The organism is Arthrobacter rhamnosi, from assembly GCF_054510975.1.
In genome coordinates, this window is the sequence record NZ_JBTNDN010000001.1 from 770,346 (window position 1) to 789,528 (window position 19,183).

At 68.8% G+C, this 19,183-nt stretch carries 17 protein-coding genes and 1 tRNA gene; 11 read left to right on the top strand and 7 right to left on the bottom strand.

The window, feature by feature from the left end; genetic code table 11:
• Positions 1 to 51: 51 nt before the first annotated feature.
• From ACX80J_RS03575 to ACX80J_RS03625, 11 genes are all read left to right on the top strand, one after another.
• Positions 52 to 1,101, top strand: coding sequence for a M4 family metallopeptidase (locus ACX80J_RS03575; protein ID WP_459346833.1), 1,050 nt, complete (start codon positions 52 to 54; stop codon positions 1,099 to 1,101).
• Entirely contained in the window at positions 1,098 to 1,382 is a 285-nt protein-coding gene (locus ACX80J_RS03580) for a protealysin inhibitor emfourin (protein ID WP_459346834.1), read from the top strand. The genes ACX80J_RS03575 and ACX80J_RS03580 overlap by 4 nt, the downstream gene beginning before the upstream one ends.
• A gap of 25 nt (positions 1,383 to 1,407) precedes the next feature.
• Positions 1,408 to 1,478, top strand: a tRNA-Gly gene (locus tag ACX80J_RS03585).
• A gap of 100 nt (positions 1,479 to 1,578) precedes the next feature.
• Positions 1,579 to 2,010 (top strand): aspartate 1-decarboxylase, encoded by a 432-nt coding sequence (panD, locus tag ACX80J_RS03590; RefSeq protein ID WP_459346835.1) that lies wholly within the window; start codon positions 1,579 to 1,581, stop codon positions 2,008 to 2,010.
• Between the two features lie 178 nt (positions 2,011 to 2,188).
• Positions 2,189 to 3,508, top strand: coding sequence for an extracellular solute-binding protein (locus tag ACX80J_RS03595; protein ID WP_459346836.1), 1,320 nt, complete (start codon positions 2,189 to 2,191; stop codon positions 3,506 to 3,508).
• Positions 3,509 to 3,630: 122 nt separating this feature from the next.
• Positions 3,631 to 4,518, top strand: a complete 888-nt coding sequence (locus ACX80J_RS03600) for a carbohydrate ABC transporter permease (RefSeq protein ID WP_459346945.1) — start codon at positions 3,631 to 3,633, stop codon at positions 4,516 to 4,518.
• On the top strand, positions 4,518 to 5,366 hold the full coding sequence (locus ACX80J_RS03605) for a carbohydrate ABC transporter permease (protein WP_459346837.1): 849 nt from the start codon (positions 4,518 to 4,520) through the stop codon (positions 5,364 to 5,366). The genes ACX80J_RS03600 and ACX80J_RS03605 overlap by 1 nt, the downstream gene beginning before the upstream one ends.
• A gap of 30 nt (positions 5,367 to 5,396) precedes the next feature.
• Positions 5,397 to 6,770, top strand: a complete 1,374-nt coding sequence (locus tag ACX80J_RS03610; RefSeq protein ID WP_459345282.1) for an ABC transporter ATP-binding protein — start codon at positions 5,397 to 5,399, stop codon at positions 6,768 to 6,770.
• A 78-nt stretch (positions 6,771 to 6,848) separates the two neighbouring features.
• A complete protein-coding gene (locus tag ACX80J_RS03615) occupies positions 6,849 to 8,576 on the top strand; it encodes a helicase HerA-like domain-containing protein (protein ID WP_459346838.1) in 1,728 nt (575 codons plus the stop codon).
• Positions 8,577 to 8,616: 40 nt separating this feature from the next.
• The gene (locus ACX80J_RS03620; RefSeq protein ID WP_459346839.1) at positions 8,617 to 8,997 is read left to right on the top strand and encodes a hypothetical protein; all 381 of its coding nucleotides are present in this window, start codon (positions 8,617 to 8,619) and stop codon (positions 8,995 to 8,997) included.
• Between the two features lie 26 nt (positions 8,998 to 9,023).
• A complete protein-coding gene (locus ACX80J_RS03625; RefSeq protein WP_459346840.1) occupies positions 9,024 to 10,007 on the top strand; it encodes a hypothetical protein in 984 nt (327 codons plus the stop codon).
• A gap of 22 nt (positions 10,008 to 10,029) precedes the next feature.
• Here the strand turns inward: ACX80J_RS03625 and ACX80J_RS03630 are convergent, their stop codons facing one another.
• The 7 genes from ACX80J_RS03630 to rpsN all read right to left on the bottom strand — a co-directional run bounded on the left by ACX80J_RS03630 (position 10,030) and on the right by rpsN (position 19,183).
• Entirely contained in the window at positions 10,030 to 11,118 is a 1,089-nt protein-coding gene (locus ACX80J_RS03630) for an SDR family oxidoreductase (protein WP_459346841.1), read from the bottom strand.
• A 168-nt stretch (positions 11,119 to 11,286) separates the two neighbouring features.
• A complete protein-coding gene (locus ACX80J_RS03635) occupies positions 11,287 to 12,840 on the bottom strand; it encodes an LTA synthase family protein (protein WP_459346842.1) in 1,554 nt (517 codons plus the stop codon).
• Between the two features lie 117 nt (positions 12,841 to 12,957).
• Positions 12,958 to 13,806, bottom strand: a complete 849-nt coding sequence (locus ACX80J_RS03640) for an amino acid-binding protein (RefSeq protein ID WP_459346843.1) — start codon at positions 13,804 to 13,806, stop codon at positions 12,958 to 12,960.
• A gap of 120 nt (positions 13,807 to 13,926) precedes the next feature.
• A complete protein-coding gene (locus ACX80J_RS03645; RefSeq protein ID WP_459346844.1) occupies positions 13,927 to 15,909 on the bottom strand; it encodes an NHL domain-containing thioredoxin family protein in 1,983 nt (660 codons plus the stop codon).
• Positions 15,906 to 18,044: a cytochrome c oxidase assembly protein gene (locus ACX80J_RS03650; RefSeq protein WP_459346845.1), complete on the bottom strand. Its 2,139-nt coding sequence runs from the start codon at positions 18,042 to 18,044 to the stop codon at positions 15,906 to 15,908. The genes ACX80J_RS03645 and ACX80J_RS03650 overlap by 4 nt, the downstream gene beginning before the upstream one ends.
• Before the next feature lie 134 nt (positions 18,045 to 18,178).
• Entirely contained in the window at positions 18,179 to 18,457 is a 279-nt protein-coding gene (locus ACX80J_RS03655; protein ID WP_087074140.1) for an HU family DNA-binding protein, read from the bottom strand.
• A 420-nt stretch (positions 18,458 to 18,877) separates the two neighbouring features.
• Positions 18,878 to 19,183 carry a 30S ribosomal protein S14 gene (rpsN, locus tag ACX80J_RS03660; RefSeq protein ID WP_087074136.1) on the bottom strand — a complete coding sequence of 102 codons (306 nt, stop codon included), beginning with the start codon at positions 19,181 to 19,183 and terminating at the stop codon, positions 18,878 to 18,880.

Below are 19,183 nucleotides of genomic sequence, written 5' to 3' on the forward strand. Positions count from 1 at the left end.
CCCCGGATTGTCGGTCCGCGCGGCTACGTTGGAACGCATCCAAGGAGGCCCATGCACCGAATCCACTGCGGCATCGTCCCGCCGCACCTTCTCACCCGACTCGCCGCGCTCCGTGATCCGCGGCTCTCGGTCACGGCCCGCGCGGCACGCCATGCACTGCTCGAGCTCGACCCCGTCCTGCAGGTCCGTTCGGAGGCCCTCCGCGCCCCGGTCCACCGCGGCTCGGCTGTCGCCGGGACCCTGATACGGCGCATCTCCGACGCCGGCGGCCGGGAGGAGCTCCCGGGGACCCCGGTGCGGGCCGAAGGGGCGCCGGCGACGGGGGACGCCGCCGCGGATGAGGCCTACGACGGCCTCGGTGCCACGTACCGGCTGTTCAGCGAGGAGTACGGCAGGTCGTCGGTCGACGGCGCCGGCAAGCCGCTGGAGGCCACGGTGCACTACGGCACCGACTACGACAACGCCTTCTGGGACGGCGGGCGCATGGTCTTCGGGGACGGCGACGGAGAGATCTTCGGCCGCTTCACGGCGTCCCTGACGGTGATCAGCCACGAGCTCACGCATGGCTTCACGCAGTACACCACCAACCTCGAGTACCAGGGCCAGTCCGGTGCGCTCAACGAGTCGCTGTCCGATGTGTTCGGCGTCCTCGTCGAACAGCGCGCTCTCGGGCAGGATGCCGCTGCCGCCTCCTGGCTCGTGGGTGCGGGCATCTTCACCGCGGACGTGGAGGGGAAGGCGCTGCGCTCCCTCGCGGCGCCCGGCACGGCCTACGACGACGACGTCCTCGGCAAGGACCCGCAACCTGCCACGATGGCCGACTACGTGGAGACGGCGTCGGACAACGGCGGGGTCCACATCAACTCCGGGATCCCCAACCACGCCTTCTACCTCACGGCCACCGCCCTCGGCGGCCCGGCCTGGAAGGACGCGGGGCGCATCTGGTACGACGCCGTCCTCACCGGCGGCATCCCCCCGAACTGCGACTTCCCCACCTTCGCGAAGGCCACGCAGGATGCCGCCGGAAAGCGTTTCGGCCTCGACAGCCGCGAGGCCGATGCGGTGGCCGACGCCTGGTCGCGGGTCGGCGTGCCGGTGTGAGGATCGAGATCACCCGCTCCGGCGGTTTTGCCGGGCTCACCCGGACCTGGACCCTCGAGGTCAGCCGGACCGAGGCCGAAGAGCGCTGGCTGCCGCTCGCGGAGGCCGAGGCCGGTGGCAGCGGCGTGGAGTCCGGGTCGCATCGGGACAGCTTCACCTACAGGATCTCCATCGGGTACACCGAGGTGCACCTCTCCGAGAACCGGCTCGATGACCCGTGGAGGGAGCTGATCGAGCGGGCGCGGGCGGCCGATCCCGGGAAGCCGGACGATCTGTTGTAAGGTGATGGAGCGGTCCAACCGCACTGCGGGCGTAGCTCAATGGTAGAGCGCTAGCTTCCCAAGCTCGATACGCGGGTTCGATTCCCGTCGCCCGCTCTCCGCTCCCCTCCGTGGAGCTTCCGGTGGCTCTCCCGTGTGCTCGAGGCCACCTCCTCCGCCCTGCTGACGGCCTGCGTTCCGCAGTATCCTTGAAGCGATGAATCGCTCAATGTTCAAGTCGAAGATCCACCGCGCCACGGTCACCCACGCCGACCTGCACTACGTAGGGTCCGTGACCGTGGATCTCGACCTGCTCGACGCCGCCGACATCCTGCCCGGCGAGCTCGTGTCGATCGTGGACATCACCAACGGCGCGCGTCTCGAGACCTACACCATCGCCGGTGAGCGGGGATCGGGCGTTGTCGGCATCAACGGTGCCGCGGCGCACCTGGTGCAGCGCGGAGACCTCGTCATCCTGATCACCTACGCGCAGATGACCACCGAGGAAGCGCGAGCCTTCGTCCCCACCGTCGTCCACGTGGATGCCGGGAACCGCATCGTGGAGCTCGGCTCCGATCCGGCAGAGGCGGTCCTGGGCGACGTGAAACGCCCTCCCTTCGCACTGGACAACTCCACCGTCTCCGCCTGAACCCTTCCCTCCGACCCTGGCCCCTCCCTCCGGCCCCCTGTCCGCCGCGAGACAGTAAGCTGGCTGTCTAGCGGTTTCGGCCGTCTAGGAATAGGGTCAAAAAGGAAGCATGCTTAGGCTGTCGATTCGATCGAATCGCCAGCCGGGTTGTCTACAAGGATGTGGAGGCTCGGTACGGATGCCGCTGAATCGAAGAACACGCAGGGACGCGAAGAACCGCCCGAAGGCCGCCGTCGTGGCGGGCCTGATGATGGGGACGCTGGCCATGAGCGGGTGCGGTCCGGCCCAGGCGGACAACACGCTCACCTGGTACATCAATCCCGACGCGGGAGGCCAGGCCGCCATCGCCCAGAAGTGCAGCGACGAGTCGGGTGGCCGCTACCGCATCGAAACCTCGCTCCTCCCGACCGACGCCGCCTCGCAGCGTGAGCAGCTCGCACGCCGCCTGGCTGCGGGAGATTCGTCGCTCGACATCCTGAGCCTCGATCCCCCCTTCATCCCCGAACTGGCCGAACCGGGCTTCCTGGCGCCGGTCCCGGAGGACGTAGCCCAGGCCACCACGGAAAACGTCGTCGAGGGTGCCCTCGACGGGGCCACCTGGAAGGACGAACTCGTCACCGTGCCGTTCTGGGCCAACACGCAGATCCTCTGGTACCGCAAGTCGGTCGCCGAGGCAGCGGGCCTGGACATGTCCAAGCCCGTGACCTGGGAGCAGATCATGGAGGCCGCCAGAGCCCAGGAGAAGACGCTCGGGGTGCAGGGGGCCTCGGCGGAATCGATGACGGTGTGGGTGAACGCGCTCATCGAGTCGGCGGGCGGCTCCATCATCGTCGATCCCGAGGCCACAGCGGACACGATCGAACTCGGCCTCGACTCCGACGCCGGCATCGCGGCGGCCGAGGTGATCTCGACGATCGGCAAGGACGGGCTGGGCGGCCCGGGTCTCCCCACGCAGGCGGAGAACGAATCCCTCATCGGCTTCCAGGGTGACTCCGGCTCCTTCATGGTGAATTGGCCGTTCGTCTGGCCGGCCACCTCCGGCGCCGTCGAGGCCGGGACGGTCGACAAGGCGGTCCTCGACGACATCGCCTGGAGCGTCTACCCACGGATGACGGCCGACCAGGAGTCCGCACCGCCACTCGGGGGCATCAACCTCGGCGTCGGCGCCGAGAGCAGCAACCCCGAGCTGGCCTACGAGGCGATCCAGTGCATCGTCTCGGTCGAGAACCAGGCGGAATATTTCGTGACCAACGGCAACCCGCCATCGAACACCGAGGCCTACGAGGACCCCCGCGTCGAGGAATCCTTCCCCATGGCCGGAACGATCAGGGACTCGCTCCAGCTCGCAGCACCCCGTCCGCAGACACCGTTCTACAACGAGGTCTCCACCGGCATCCAGCAGACCTGGGCGCCGCCCGCCGCCGTCGATCCCGAGAGCACTCCCGGGTCGTCGAGCGACTTCATCACATCGGTCCTGAGAGGGGAGCAACTCCTGTGACCTCCGCCATTCCCGCCAAGACGACGACGGCGTCGTCCTCCGACTCCGGCCCGCGCCTCGATACAGGCAACAGCAGGAGCAACGGCAGGACCCGCCGGGCGCCGCAACAGTACAGCGACCGGGTGCGCGCCGAACGGCGGCTCGGCTGGATCCTCGCCGGTCCGGCCTTCGTCATCATGCTGCTGGTCACGCTGTACCCGATCCTGCAGGCCATCTACGAATCCCTGTTCCGGTTCCGCCTCACGGCACCGGACGAGCGGGAGTTCATCGGCCTGGGGAACTACGGGGTGATCCTCAGCGACCCCGTCTGGTGGTCGGACCTGGGGACCACGGTCCTCATCACGGTCATCACCGTGGCCGTCGAGCTCGTGCTCGGCTTCGCGCTCGCGCTCGTCATGCACAAGGCCCTGAAGTCGGTCCGCGGGCTCCTGCGCACCGCGATCCTCGTCCCCTACGGCATCATCACCGTGGTGTCGGCCTTCGCCTGGTTCTACGCCTTCGACATCAGCTCGGGGTACGTCAACAGCTGGTTCGGCTGGCTCCCCGGCATCGACGAGAACCTGAACTGGTTCGCGCAGGGACCCACAGCCCTGTTCGTCATCATGGCGTCGGAGATCTGGAAGACCACGCCGTTCATCTCGCTGCTCCTCCTCGCGGGCCTCGCGCAGGTGCCGGACGAGCTCAGCGAGGCGGCCAAGGTCGACGGCGCCACCTGGTGGGAGCAGATGCGCAAGGTCATCATCCCGAACATGAAGGCCGCGATCATGGTGGCCGTGCTGTTCCGGGCGCTGGACGCCTTCCGCATCTTCGACAACGTCTTCATCATGACCAATGGCGCGTACAACACGGAGGTGCTGTCGCTGCTCGCCTACCGGCAGTCCATCAGCAGGCTCGAGATCGGTCTCGGTTCCGCCGTCTCCGTCCTCCTGTTCCTCTGCGTCCTGCTGATCTGCTTCGTGGCGATCAAGCTGTTCAAGGTCGATCTCGCCGGCACGCAGGGAGGAAAGTAATGACGAACACCACCACCAGGAGCAAGGTCCTCTGGGCCGTCGTCACGATCCTCGTCCTGATCTACGCGCTGTTCCCCGTGATCTCGATCCTCGCGACGTCCTTCAAGGCGCCGAGCGACCTGACGAGCGGCAAGTTCCTGCCGACCTCGGGCAAGGCCACCACCAGCAACTATGAGCAGATCCTCGTCGGTGACGCCCAGGGACTGTTCCTCTCGGCGCTGCGCAACTCGATCGGCATCTCGCTGATCGCCACGTTCATCGCCGTGGTGCTGGCCACCCTGTGCGCCTACGCCATCGCCCGGCTCGACTTCCCGGGCAAGAAGCTGGTGCTCACCACGGCACTGGCGGTCTCGATCTTCCCCGTCATCTCGATCGTGACGCCCCTGTTCAACCTGTGGCGCACCATCGGCCTCTACGACACCTGGCTCGGGCTGATCATCCCCTACCTGTCGCTGACCCTGCCGATCTCCATCTGGACCCTCGCCGCCTTCTTCCGGCAGATCCCGTGGGAGCTCGAGCAGGCGGCGCAGGTGGACGGTGCGACGACGTGGCAGGCGTTCCGCAAGGCGATCGTGCCGCTGGCCGCTCCCGGGGTGTTCACGACGGCGATCATCGCGTTCTTCATCGCCTGGAACGACTTCGTGTACGGGATCTCGCTGACCTCCACCGAGGCGGCACGGCCGGTTCCCGCAGCTCTCGCGTTCTTCACGGGCGCTTCGCAGTTCGAGGCACCGACAGGAGCCATCTCGGCGGCGGCGATCATCGTCACCATCCCGATCGTCCTCCTGGTGCTGCTCTTCCAACGCCAGATCGTCTCGGGCCTGACCTCGGGCGCCGTCAAGGGCTAACGCCCCCGGTTCAAGAAAAGGATTCGCACCATGGCTTCAATCACCCTCAACCACCTGGTCAAGAAGTACGGCGACGGCTTCCCCGCCGTCAACGACGTCAGCATCGACATCGCCGACGGCGAGTTCATCATCCTCGTGGGCCCGTCCGGCTGTGGGAAGTCGACGCTGCTGCGCATGATCGTGGGCCTGGAGGACATCACCGACGGCGACCTGCTCATCAACGGACAGCGCGTGAACGACAAGGCCCCGCGCGACCGCAACCTGGCGATGGTGTTCCAGAACTACGCGCTGTACCCGCACCTCACCGTGTACGAGAACATCGCGTTCCCGTTGCGCCTCGCCAAGGGCAAGCACTCCGAGGACCAGGTGAACAAGCTCGTCACCGAGGCCGCGGCCACCCTGGAACTCACGGACCACCTGCAGCGCAAGCCGGCCAATCTCTCCGGTGGCCAGCGGCAGCGCGTCGCGATGGGCCGCGCGATCGTGCGGCAGGCGGACGCGTTCCTCTTCGACGAGCCGCTCTCCAACCTGGACGCCAAGCTCCGCGGCCAGATGCGGTCGGAGATCTCCCAGATGCAGCGCCGGCTGGGCGTCACCTCCGTCTACGTGACCCACGACCAGACCGAGGCCATGACGCTCGGTGACCGCGTGGCCGTCCTGAAGAAGGGTGAACTGCAGCAGATCGCCTCACCACGCGAACTGTACGAGCAGCCGATCAACCTCTTCGTGGCCGGGTTCATCGGCTCGCCGTCGATGAACTTCCTGCCGGCCACCCTCGAGGGGAACGTCCTCCGGACGGCCGTCGGCGACCTGGAGATCCCCGCCGAGAAGGCCCGGAAGGCGGCGGGCAAGAGAGTAGTCCTCGTGGGTGTCCGTCCGGAGTTCTTCGAGGACGCCAAGCTCGTGGAGGACCACAAGCGGTCCAACGGCTCCACGTTCAACGCGACCCTGACGCACACCGAGTGGCTCGGCAACGAGCAGTACGGGTACATCAACTTCGACCCGGCACCCGAGATGCGCGAGCTGCTGAACAACCTCGCACGGGACATGGACGCCGACGAGCTGCGACCGCAGGTGGTCGTCACCCTGGATGCCGCGAGCCGGATCCGCGGCGGGCGTGAGGCGGAGCTCTGGTTGGACACCCGCAAGCTCCACCTGTTCGACGCCGAGACGGGTGAGAACCTGACACGCGACGCGGAGGCGGGCGCGGAGCTCACACGCCAGGCAGGCGAGGAGCGGGCCGAGGAGATCGAGATCGCCCAGCAGGCGGACGGACACGGGAACGGGAACGGGACCGGTTTCAGCAGTGGCACCTCCGGTCGGACGGACGGCGCACCGGTCGACGCCGGTGCCGGGCGCACCGGCGGCGCCACGGCGGCAGGCGGCGCGCACACCGCGGGCTGACCCGCCCCCCCTGCTCCGGCAAGGCCCAGCAGGACCGGCATCCGCAAGGGTGCCGGTCCTGCTGTGTAGTGTGGCCCTATGCCCGAACAGGACGCCGCCGCCCGGATCGCCGACATCACCGCGGGATACGTCTTCGAGGGTCCCACCCTGCACCTCGGCGCAGCACTCGTGGACGGGACACTCCACGCCGACGCGCAGGTGCGCCTCCCGCTCGCCATGCTGAACCGGCACGGCCTGATCGCGGGTGCCACGGGGACCGGCAAGACCGTGACCCTCCAGATCCTGGCGGAGCAGCTCTCCGCGCAGGGAGTCCCCGTCTTCCTCTCCGACATCAAGGGAGACCTGACGGGCCTGGCGCGTCCGGGCACCGCCTCCGACAGGCTGGCGGAGCGGGCCGCGAGCGTCGGCCAGGACTGGACCCCCACATCATTCCCGGTCGAGTTCCTCTCCCTCGGCGGCGACGGGGACGGCATCCCCGTCCGCGCCACCATCTCCTCCTTCGGCCCCCTGCTCCTCAGCCGCGTGATGGACCTCAACGAGACGCAGGAATCGAGCCTGCAGCTCGTGTTCCACTACGCCGACCGGAACGGCCTCGAGCTCTACGATCTCGCCGATCTGCGCGCTGTCATCGCCTTCCTCACCTCCGACGAGGGGAAGAGCGCCCTCGCGTCACTCGGCGGCCTCTCGAGGGCCACGGCCGGCGTGATCCTGCGCGAACTAGTCACCCTCGAAGCGCAGGGCATGGACGCCTTCTTCGGCGAACCCGAGTTCGACACAGCAGACCTGCTGCGGACCGCCGCTGACGGACGCGGCATGATCACCGCGCTGGAGCTCGTCGCCGTGCAGCAGAAACCGCGGCTCTTCTCGACGTTCCTGATGTGGCTGCTCGCGGACCTGTTCGCCGAGCTTCCGGAGGTCGGTGACGTCGACAAGCCCCGCCTCGTGTTTTTCCTGGACGAGGCGCACCTGCTCTTCGCGGGCTCCTCGAAGGCATTCCGGGAATCGATCCAGGCCACCGTGCGGCTCATCCGATCCAAGGGCGTGGGAATCTTCTTCATCACGCAGACGCCCCGGGATATTCCCGGGGAGGTCCTCGGCCAGCTGGCCAACCGGATCCAGCACGCCCTGCGCGCGTTCACGCCCGACGACGCGAAGGCGCTGCGCGCCACGGTGTCGACCTTCCCGATGAGCCCGTACGACCTGGCGGAAGTCCTGACGTCCGCCGGGATCGGCGAGGCCGTCGTCACCGTCATGAACGAGCGCGGAGCCCCGACTCCGGTGGCGTGGACCCGCCTGCGCTCCCCCGAGTCGGTTCTGGGCCGGGCGCCGGAGGAAACCGTCCCCGCCGTCGTCGCCTCGTCGTCCCTCCTGCCGGAGTACGGCCAGGCGATCGACGGCCACTCCGCCTACGAGAAGCTGACCGGTCGGCCGATGCCCGTCCCCTCGCCGGGCGCTTCCACTCCCGTCCCTGCCGGCCCACCCGGCGAGACGGCTCCCGACCGGTCGGCGGGCAGGTCCAGAAATGATCGCGACGCCGAGGCACAGCGCATCGAGGAGGAGATCCTCGGGATGCCGTCCCTGCCCTCGCCGGAGGGCGGTCGGCGCTCAGGAGAGAACGGGCGGGAGCGCGATGTCCCTGGCGCCGAGCGGGACGAGCGGGAGAGCGGCACGGGTCGGCCGGCGGCCCAGCGCGGACCGGACAGGGACGAGATGGCCGATCTTGCCCTGAAGGCCGCCGGCGTCATCGGCAGGGAGCTCGCGCGGGGTCTGTTCGGCACCAAGCGCCGGAAGCGCCGTTGGTACTGAGGCAGGGCTGCTACCCGGCAGCCGGGGGCACCGTCCGATGATGGTGATCGAGATCGTGAGTTCCGCCCTCACGGTGCTGGGGCCGGGGCTCCTCATGGCCGCCCTCGTGATCCGGCTGGTCTACGGCTCCTGGACCCGGACCCAGGCGATCACCTTCGAGCACGAGGGGCACCCCTACCTGCGCTGGCACGACCACCGCTATCGCATCGTGGAGGCCCTGTGGTCGAGCTGCGCGCACCAGCGGCGGGGACACGCCGTCCCTCCATCGCCGGCCCCCGGGAAGGACGTGGACATCTTCTATTCCGCCCGCGACCCCCGTCACTGGTCGCTGGAGAAGCCCTACCGGGGCACCCGCATCCTCGCCGTCGTAGGAGTCGCGTGCTTCATCGGAGGGGTGCTGCTGGGCTTCCTGCCCGGCTGACCGGGCGCAGCCGGTACCGTGGAGAGGTGCACACCCCCGTAGTGAAGGTCCTCGCGGCATGGCTGCTCGGCCTCATGCTCGTCGGAGCGGGATTCGTCGCGACCGTGCTCCTCCTCAACGGACGGCTCTACGGCCCGGAACACCAGGTGGGCCTGTACCTCGAGGCCCTGCAGCAGGGCGACGGCGGCAAGGCCCTGGGCCTGCTCAACGCCTCCGTTCCGGAGGGCTCCGATCCCACCCTGCTCGACGGCGAGCCCCTGCGCCGGGCGGCCGCGTCCCTCGGGGACGTCGAGGTCGGCGACGCCCGCACGACGGACAGCGACCGGGTCGAGGTCCCGGTCACCTACAGCGTCGACGGAGCGGAGACGACCACGGTCTTCCCGCTCCAACGGACGGGCACGGAGTGGGGCTTCTTTCCTGTGTGGCGCTTCGAGCACACCGTCCTGCCCACGGTCGAGGTGTCGGCCCCGAACAGCGTCGAGGCCGCAGTGAACGGTGTCGACGTTGGACTGCCCGACGGCAGGGCCGCGCTGGCGTCCTTCTACCCCGCCGCCGTCGACGCGACCTACGATGGGAAGTTCTTCTCCGCTCCCCCACAGCACACGGCGGTCACGAGCCGGGACACGTCCCCTCCCGCACTCGCCCTCACCATGGAGGCGACGCCCGAGCTCGTCCAGGCGGTCGACGACCAGCTGCACACATTCCTCGACGGCTGCGCCGGCCAGACCGTCTTCCAGCCGACCAACTGCCCGTTCTACTACCTGACGAACGAGCGGCTGGCCGGCGGTATCGCCTGGTCCATCGAGGAGTACCCGTCCGCGACGATCACGCCGGACAACGGCCAGTGGTCGCTGGCTCCGCTTCGCGGGTCCGCCCGCATCGACACCCGGTTGCGTGATTTCTTCTCCGGTGCCGTCCGGGACGTGTCGGAGTCCGTCCCCTTCGAATTCGAGGCGGACCTCCTGGTGACCGAGGACACCATCACGGTCACACCCGTGGTCCGCTACTAGCCGTATCGGGACGGCACGCAGATCAGGGGATGAGGTTGTCGGCGCGGTAGCGGTCGAAGAGCGAGAGGAAGGCATCGGAGGTCCGCCGGTACCCCATGAAACCGGCGTCCCTGCTCTTCCCCATGTCGGTCACCACCTCGATGTCCCGGCCCAGGTCGCCGTCCGTGTGCCACCAGGAGGCCACACGGTCCAGCCGCGGTTCGGCCAGCCCGTGGCGCTGTGCGAGCTCCGCCCACTGGTCCTCCCGCCCGGCCATGGCCTGCTCGAGCGGTCGCGGTGCGCCGGTACAGCCCTCCCACTCGACCCCGAAGTAGGCGGCGAGCCTCGGCCACATCCAGCGCCACCGGAACACGTCTCCGTTGACGATGTTGAAGGCTTCGTCGGCCGCAGCGGGGGTCGTCGATGCCCAGAGCATGTGCTCGGCAAGCAGCCCGGCGTCCGTCATGTCGGTCAGCCCGTTCCACTGCGTCTCCGAACCCGGGAAGACGAACGGCTCCCCCGACTCCCGGCAGAGGGTCGCCTGGGCCGCGAGCGTGAGGCCCATGTTCATGGCGTTGCCCACCGCGTGGCCGATCACCGTGTGGGATCGGTGCACCGACCACGTGAACCCCTGCTCAGCCGCCGCAGCGAACAGCTCGTCCTCCTGCGCATAGTAGAAGTTCGGCACCGGCAGGCGCGGCTCCTCCTCGTGGAACGGGGTGTCCGCCATCTCCCCGGCCGCATACGCCTCGAACGGGCCGAGGTAGTGCTTGAGGCCGGTCATGAGGGCCACATGCGCCACGTCCTTGCCGCGGAGGGCGGCGAGCAGGTCGCGCAGCATGCCGGCGTTGACCGCGATGTTCTCCTCCTCGGTGTCGCGCCGTGACCACGCCGTGAAGAAGACGTGCGTAGGGTTTTCCGGCTCGAGGACGGCGGCCAGGGACTCGGCCGATGTCAGGTCCGCCGGCAGCCGGCGCACGCCGTCGCGCTCCGCTCCGGGCGTGCGGGACAGCGCCAGCACGGGCCATCCCTCGGCGGTGAGCTTCTCGACCAGGGCGGACCCCGCGATACCCGTGGCTCCCGCCACGAGTGCTACCCGCCGCCCGTCCGGTGGCACCGTTCCTGCCGTCATCCTGCTCTCCTTCTCGTCGTGCCGCCGCCTGTGCCCGCCTTCGCCGGTCCGGGTACTGCGCGTCCTTCCGGCCCGTCAGGGCCCCGAAGGCGACAAGCCGCCCTAAGGGCAGGATATTCCAGCGACCGCAAGATCAGGGAGGGCGCGGGCTGGGCATCCCCATCCGGCTCAGTGCACCCGGCCCGCGCTCTCCCCGGCCCAGGCCTTCGTATAGAACTGCGGGGAATTCGCGTCGAGCAGCTCGGCGTAGAGATCCGGCTTCAAGGCCTGGGCTGAACCAGTCGGGACCTCCGGAGCGAAGGCCGATACGCCAGGCCCTGCCTCGGAGTCCTGCAGGGTCAGGCCGGCGACCTCCAGGATGGTGGGGTACAGATTCAACTGATCCACGCGCGGGCGCAGCGCAGGCGTGCCACCCGGAACCCAAACCCGGTTGAAGATGGTGCGGTTGCCATCGTCCAACTGCTCGTGGAAAGGATCATCCGCTCCCATGCGCTTGAGGTGGTCGCCCATAATCACGACGGCGGTGTCCTCGAGGTAGCCCTTGTCCCTCATGTAGTCCACGAATCCGGCCACCTGGGTCATGGAGCAGGAGTACACGGAGATGACCTCGTTCTCGGTGTCCACATCGCAGTAGTCGAAGACGTGCGCCGGCTCGTGGGTGTCCAGGGTCAGCATGGAGAGGTTGAACGGCTCGCCGGTGCGCTCCGCCTCGGCGTGCAGCCGGTCGATCTCGTCGCGGGCGTTCGCCATCAGGCGTTCATCGCTCAGGCCCCAGTCGCTGCGGAAGCTCGTCGCCGGCTCCCCGGCGGCACGCCAGTCGGAGAGGCCCTTCTCCTCGGTGTAGCCGTGGGTCCTCAGAAATATATCCTTTGCGCCGAAGGTTGCGTCGGCGCCACCCAAAAAGGTGCTGGTGTAGCCGTGATCCTTCAGGACATCACCCAGGCAGGTCAACCCGCCCAGGTAGGTGTCGGCACCGCTGCCGAGGTCATTCGTCTGTGCGCCGCCTCCGGGGGAGGGAATCCCCTTCAGCGGAACCCCGCACTGCGTCGCGACGAGGCCGCCCATGGTCCAACCTCCGCTCTTGTACTGCTGGAGATCTTCGATGCTCTGCCAGCCGTCGGCGGCATGGGTGACCGCCTTGAGCGGGGCGAATGCGTCCTTCTCGAAGAGCTGCTCGTCCTCGAGGGTGGCCTCGCCGGACTCAAGGTAGATCAGCACCAGGTTGCGCTTGTCCGCGTCGCCGGTCACGACCGGTTCCACGTAGTAGTCGCCGAGATCGTAGTCGGAGTTCGCCGCCCTGATGTAGTCCCCCATGCCCACCGTGGTGGAGAAGGCCGTAGCCCCGCCGAGGACCACCGCCGCTACCAGGGCCGTGGAGATGGCGCGCGGAACCCACTGCGGACGACGACGCCCCCGGTCACCGCCGTCCCGGCGGTGGCGGCGCCGTCGGGAGTACTGCCACAGGGCGAGCCCTGCAGTGACTAGCACGGGCACGACACCGATCCCCAGGATGCCGACCCAGACGATCGATCCGCCCCCGCCGCCGGGCTCCACGGACACGAGGTTCATGAGCATCTGGTTGACGGAGATCGTGCCCCAGTAGAATCGGATGCCCGCGGCGGCGATGAGCAGAACGAGTCCCGCCCAGATCAGGAGGTAGACCAGGAAGCGTCCCACGACGACGCCGACCCGTCGGGTCGCGTGAAGAATCCGACCAGACATGGCACACCTCGCGTTCCGGATGCCGTGATATCGCCGTACACCCTTGACAGCCGGCCCGTTCCCGGGCCCATCGAAGACTAGTACGGCTACGCTACCCCGTTCAACGGCCGTTCACCTTCAAGCAACCGCTTGTACATCCCGCGTCCGCACACCCGGCGCGGCGGCTTCTCTCCGGGGCACCTGCGCCACGGTTCCGGGCAGCCGGCGCGACGGCCCGCCAACCGAGGGCGCCCTGTGCCTCGAGCCCTCAGGAGCGGGCGACGGCGCCACGACCGGGTTGGCCACGAGGAGCTCGGCGACGGCGTAGCGCAGCTCCGAGGGGTCCTGCACCACGCGGCAGGCGAGGGCGAGCGCCTTGGTCTGCCCGTCGGCCAGGGCCAGGGCGGTGGACGGCCACACCCGGGCGGACGTGCCGCCGCCGATCGTCAGGGCCCGGAGGAGGTCCTGCTCCCCGACCCCGCCAGGTGCTGCGAGGACGAATTCGTCGACACTGGAGCGTGCGCCGGGGTGGATGTGGAGGGACAGGATGTTGACGCCGCGTCGTGCGAGCTGGTGGGAGATGCGTTCCAGGGCTCCCGGGTTGTCCTCGACCAGCACCCGTGCCCGCCAGAGCTCCGTCGCCGTGTCGAGGCGCCTGCGCTGCCTCAGGGCGGGCGCGTGCAGCCAGGCCCGCAGGAACCGCATCACGGAGGGCTCCGCCACCCAGATGACGAGGGCGGTCGCGGTGAGGGCGAGGAGGAGGACCTTGAGCGGGTAGGCCAGGTGCGTCTGGACCACCGCGGCGTGGACGGCCAGTTCGATGGGCAGCATCACGGCGACGTTGGCGAGGGTCAGCCGTACCTTCCCGGGCTCGGGCAGCTGCCCGCAGGAGTCGCAGCGGAGTGAGGCGGCGGTGGAACCAGTGGAGCGTGTCTTGACTCCACTGTCCGGAGCGCCCGTTTCGGGGACGTTGCAGGCGGGTTCCACGACCGAGAACTTGACGCCGGCGTTCCGAGCGGTCCTCCGATCGCCGCCCGGGCCTCCCGGCACGACCGATGCCGGGAGGAACGGAGGACACCCGGCCGATGCCCTTCGTTACCCGACAGGTCAGTCGAGTCCGCGCAGGTCCAGGGTCAGGTCCGTGGCGCCGTCGGCCGTCACGGAGACGGGGATGCCCCAGTCCTGCTGATACAGGTGGCACGCGGCGTGGTCGGGGATCTCACCGCCCGGCTCGCCGTCGCAGGACGCGGCCCGCGCCGTGATGTGCAGAACACCGTCGCCCGCCCCGGGCGCGAGCACGAGCTCGCGGGTCAGCCCGGTCGACGTGCCGCCCCCGGACACCAGGAGGGATTCGGGCGAGGCGCTGATCTTCAGTTGGGTGGGATCGCCCCAGCGGTCGTCGAGCTTCTGTCCCTTGGGGGCCGTGAAACGCACGGTCAGGGCCACAGGGCCTGCCGACATCGGGGTCTTGGGCCGCTGCGTCTGGGACGCGCCCTCGTCGACGGCGAGCGCCTCCTTGGGTAGGGGCACCCGAACCAGCTGGTGCCGGTTGGCCTCGACGACGATGAGCAGCGGATCCCCGCCGTCGGTCACGGGCGTCATGTCCACGAGGACGTCGGAGGGTTCGGAGAGGCCGCGCAGCAGCGTGGACACCTGGCGGGTTGCCGGGTCGTAGCGGCGGACCGCACCGTTGTAGGTGTCGGCGATGGCGATGGAGCCGTCGGGGAGCGCGGTGACGCCCAGCGGGTGCTGGAGGCGTGCCTGGTCCGCGTCACCGTCACGGAAGCCGAAGTCGAACAGACCGGTTCCGACGGCCGTCCCCACCTGCACCGTGCTGCGTCCGTCCACCTCGGCAAAGGTCAGGAAGCGTACCGACGAGGTCTCAGAATCGGCGATCCAGACCGTGCCGTCCGCGCCTTCCGCAAGGCCGGAGGACTGGGCGAACCACGCCTCGGAGGCATCGCCGTCGAGCAGTCCCTCCAGACCGGTTCCCGCCAGGACCTCGACGGCGGACGTCCGGGGGTCGTAGCTGAAGATCTGGTGCGTGCCGGCCATGGCGACGACCAGGCGGTCCAGCACCGACGAGTACAGCACGTCCCACGGGGAGGACAGCGAGACGTTCAGCGCGTCCGTGCCGAGCCGGGTCTCCGTGAGGCGCGGGGTCTCGCTCGGGGCGCCAACCTCGGAGGCGTTCTCCTGCCGCCCCGTCTTCGTGTGTTTCCCGGCGTCGAGCAGGCGCTGGGTCCCGTTGCCGGCGAGGGTGCGCACCTCGCCCGTGGCGAGGGTCACGCCACGCAGGCGGTGGTTGACGGAGTCGGCGACGACGACGTCGTACCCGACCTCGGAGGCCAGGTCGGCCGGCAGGAGGGCGACGCCCTGGGGCTCGTTGAACTGCGCCTCGTCGGCACCTCCATCGCGGAAGCCCTTCGTGCCGGAGCCGATGGTGCGGCGCACGGTGACGAGGTCCGCCTCGAGCTCGACGAGCCGGTGGTGGCCCGTATCACCGGCGAGGAAGGTGCCGGTGGCGGGCAGGGCGAGCAGCTTGCCCGGGAACTTGAGGTCACCCGCGGTGCTCTCAGCCGGCACGTACGGGCCGTTCCCCCGGTGCAGCGTGCCCTTCGCCTCGTGCTCGGCGACGAGCTCCTCCACGAGGGACGTCAGGCCGGCCGCATGCCCCTCGCCGGAGAGGTGCGCCACGATGTAGCCCTCGGGATCGATGACCACGAGCGTCGGCCAGGCCCGCGCCGTGTAGGCCTGCCAGGTGGTGAGCTCGGGGTCGTCGAGGACGGGATGGTGGATGTCGTAGCGCTCGACGGCGGCTGCGAGGGCCACGGGATCCGCCTCGTGCTCGAACTTGGGGGAATGCACGCCGACGGTCACGAGCACGTCCGAGTACTGCTCCTCGAGGGGCCGCAGCTCGTCGAGGACGTGCAGGCAGTTGATGCAGCAGAACGTCCAGAAATCGAGGATCACGATCTTCCCCCGGAGATCCTCGAGCTGCAGCTGCCTGCCGCCGGTGTTGAGCCAGTTACGGCCGGTCAGCTCAGAACCGCGCACGCGGTAGCCGGTGCGCACGGTGGTCTCGGTCATTCATCGTCTCCTGCTGTGGTGGCCCGCGCCGCGGGCTTGGCTCCCGGGCGGGGTCCGACGTCGCGCGCGGCGAGTTCGGCGAACATGTTGTTGTAAGCCTCGAGATCGGCGTCCTTATTCCTGTCCGCCGCCCGGTCCTTGCGCTTGGTCTCCCGCGCGTCCGATCGCGACCACATGACGGCCACGCCGATCGCGAGGAGGAGGGTCGGGATCTCCCCGACTCCCCAGGTCACCGCGCCGCCCACCTGTTGGTCGGCGAGGGCCGAGGCACCCCACTCGCGGCCCATGTTGCCGAACCAGGATGCCTCGAGCAGCGACGTCGAACCCATCAGGGTCACACCGAAGAAGGCATGGAACGCCATGGTCGCGAAAAGGAGCAGGATCCGCAGGGGGTAGGGCGCGCGGAGCGGAACGGGATCCGATCCGATCATCGAGAGCACGAAGATGTAGCCCGTGAGGAGGAAGTGCGTGATCATCAGCTCGTGGCCGACGTGCTCGCGCAGGGCGAAGCCGAACAGCGGGGAGTAGTAGAACACGATGATGGACGCCACGAAGTTGCCGGCGGCGACCAGCGGGTGCGTGATGATCCTCGACGGCCAGGAGTGCACGATCACGAGGATCCATTCCCGGAGCCCCCGCGTGCCGTCCCGGCGGGCGCCGAGCGCCTTGAGCGCGAGGGTCACGGGCGCGCCGAGCACCAGGAACAGCGGCACCACCATGGTGAGCGCCATGTGATCGATCATGTGGGCGCTGAAGAGCACCATGCCGTAGATGGCCGGCGCGCCGGACGTGAAGTAGGTCAGCAGTGCCAGGCCCACGAGCCAGCTGATGAGCCGGGGCACGGACCACGAGTCCCCGCGGCGGTGCAGCTTCATCATGCCGAGGATGTAGGCGATGCCCAGCGTCAGCGCGACCGTGATCCACAGCCAGTCCGGCCGCCATTCGGTCAGCCAGCGGGCCGCGGTCGGCTCCGGCGGGAGGTCGTACCCGGACAGGATGCGGGCCGGACCGGCCTCGGTGGGGAGCTCCTCCGCACGCGGAGGCGCAGTCCGCCCGAGGGCTCCCGCCACACCGGAGACGGCGCCCATGATGACCAGCTCGACGGCGACGAGCTGCCACAGCACGCGGCGCGCGGACAGCTTCGACGCTGCACTGCCGGAGGACGCTTCCAGCTGCGGGATGATCCACTGCCGGTGCATCCAGCCGATACCGCCGAGGAGCAGCGTGGCGATGGTCTTGAAGGTGACCAGCAGCCCCCACGAGGAGCTGAGCTGCGCGAGGTCCGTGATACGGAGGCTGGCGTTCACCACGCCGGAGCCGACCACGAGGACGAAGGCGAATCCTGCGAGGGCCGAGAAGCGCTTCAGGACCGGCAGGGTCTGTCCGCCCAGCGTGCCGCTGACGACGGCCAGGGCGATGATCCCGCCCATCCACAGGCAGACTCCGACGAGGTGCAGCGCGATCGAGTTCACAGCGGCGTTGTGGTCGTCCCCGCTCGCGGAATGGCCGATCAGCGCCATGGGCAGGAGGTTGAGGAGCGCCAGCACCAGCGTCAACGCCAGGCCGGTCTGCGACCGGACACCGAAGAGGATCGTGGCGAGGACGGCGGAGACGATGGAGGTCACCAGCCAGGCGCGGCCCGTGGAGAAGTCGGTGAGGAAGGCTGCGAGCCCCTGCGTGTACGCGGGGTCCGTGCTCAACGGCAGGCCCGCGGCGTCGGAGTAGGTGAAGACCATGACACCGAGCGCCCCGAGCGTCCATGCGACGGCCGCGACGGAGGCCAGGAGCAGCACGCGGGCGAAGGCGGGATGCTCGGCCGCACCGTCCTTCGGCTTCCGGCCGGTGTCGCCGACCCTCCGCGGCAGCAGGACCACGGCGAAGACGAGGGCGCCGATGGTGGCGGCAGCCGCGGTGTTGTTGAGTACCTTGGCGACGGGCAGGCCCCACCTCGTCAGGGCGCCGGGGTCGCCGAGCTGCCGTGCGGCGGCCGCTCCCGAGTAGAACAGGGCCACGACGAGGGCCGCGAAGACGACGACGCCCGCGAGGATCAGCCAGCCGGTGCCGATGGCGCGGTCCGGAGAGGCGCCGGTGCGCGTCTGACGCGGGTTTTTCGCTGTTGTGGACACGTACACCATTCTCTACCCGGAGTAGAAATAGGGCTAATCTCCGGGGTGTTCCGCGGAGAGCGATGGCCGCGGGGCAGCACCGGACGACGAAGGACCGCTGCCGGAACGGCAGCGGTCCTTCGAGGCACGTACTGCGTGATGGACTACTTGGCGGAAGCCTTGAGCTTCGAACCGGCGGTCAGCTTGACGCTGTGGCCGGCGGCGATCTGGATGGTCTCACCGGTCTGGGGGTTGCGTCCGGTGCGGGCTGCACGGCTGGTGCGCTCGACAGCGAGCCACCCGGGAATGGTGATCTTCTCGTCCTTGGCGATGGACTCGGCGAAGACGTCGAACAGCGCGTCGAGGACGCTGTTGACAGACGCCTGGCTGGTGTCAGCCTTCGCTGCTACCTCGGCAACAAGTTCACTACGGTTTTTAGCCAATTTGGGTCCTCCTGGACGTCACTCTTCTGAACGAGCTTCCCACGGTATACGGAAAGCCTCTGTCCGAAAACCTATCAGCTTGGACGCCCCGCCCCGCGTGTTTGCGCGGCTTTTCGGCTTAAACACGACCATTTCGAGGATGTTTCGGGCCTGCGGGCGGCCGTGTGGGTTCATCCCCGGCGGCGGCTCCTCCGAGGAGGGCGTCCCAGCACCGCCGAGACGCCGTCCTCGGTTGGACCTCTGACCCTCGGTGGGAGGCACGCCACGGAATGCGAGGCACACGGCAGGCAGTGCCCGGGGATCGCAGGGCGCGTTCCGGCGGAGAGAACGAAGAAGCCGGCAACCCGAGGGTTGCCGGCTTCTCTGCCCACCGCGCGAGGCGGTGGGGAGTGCTGTGGGACGGGAGTGTCCCGGGGGCTGCTACCAGCTCGACTTGGTCACGCCGGGCAGTTCGCCCTTGTGCGCCATGTCGCGGAAGCGGATACGCGAGATACCGAACTTCTGGATGGTGCCACGGGGGCGACCATCGATCTGGTCGCGGTTGCGCAGGCGTACCGGCGAGGCGTTGCGGGGAAGCTTCTGCAGGCCGAGGCGTGCTGCTTCGCGTGCTTCATCGGTGGCGTTCTCGTCGACGAGAGTCTTCTTCAGCTCGAGGCGCTTGGCCGCGTAGCGCTCGACGATGACCTTGCGCTGCTCGTTACGAGCAATCTTTGACTTCTTGGCCAT

Bases quoted from the DNA above. Each gene is read 5' to 3' on its own strand.
- ACX80J_RS03575 (WP_459346833.1), top strand. From the start codon at position 52: ATGCACCGAATCCACTGCGGCATCGTCCCGCCGCACCTTCTCACCCGA.
- panD (WP_459346835.1), top strand. From the start codon at position 1,579: ATGAATCGCTCAATGTTCAAGTCGAAGATCCACCGCGCCACGGTCACC.
- ACX80J_RS03595 (WP_459346836.1), top strand. From the start codon at position 2,189: ATGCCGCTGAATCGAAGAACACGCAGGGACGCGAAGAACCGCCCGAAG.
- ACX80J_RS03605 (WP_459346837.1), top strand. From the start codon at position 4,518: ATGACGAACACCACCACCAGGAGCAAGGTCCTCTGGGCCGTCGTCACG.
- ACX80J_RS03610 (WP_459345282.1), top strand. From the start codon at position 5,397: ATGGCTTCAATCACCCTCAACCACCTGGTCAAGAAGTACGGCGACGGC.
- ACX80J_RS03615 (WP_459346838.1), top strand. From the start codon at position 6,849: ATGCCCGAACAGGACGCCGCCGCCCGGATCGCCGACATCACCGCGGGA.
- ACX80J_RS03620 (WP_459346839.1), top strand. From the start codon at position 8,617: ATGGTGATCGAGATCGTGAGTTCCGCCCTCACGGTGCTGGGGCCGGGG.
- ACX80J_RS03630 (WP_459346841.1), bottom strand. From the start codon at position 11,118: ATGACGGCAGGAACGGTGCCACCGGACGGGCGGCGGGTAGCACTCGTG.
- ACX80J_RS03635 (WP_459346842.1), bottom strand. From the start codon at position 12,840: ATGTCTGGTCGGATTCTTCACGCGACCCGACGGGTCGGCGTCGTCGTG.
- ACX80J_RS03645 (WP_459346844.1), bottom strand. From the start codon at position 15,909: ATGACCGAGACCACCGTGCGCACCGGCTACCGCGTGCGCGGTTCTGAG.
- ACX80J_RS03650 (WP_459346845.1), bottom strand. From the start codon at position 18,044: ATGGTGTACGTGTCCACAACAGCGAAAAACCCGCGTCAGACGCGCACC.
- rpsN (WP_087074136.1), bottom strand. From the start codon at position 19,183: ATGGCCAAGAAGTCAAAGATTGCTCGTAACGAGCAGCGCAAGGTCATC.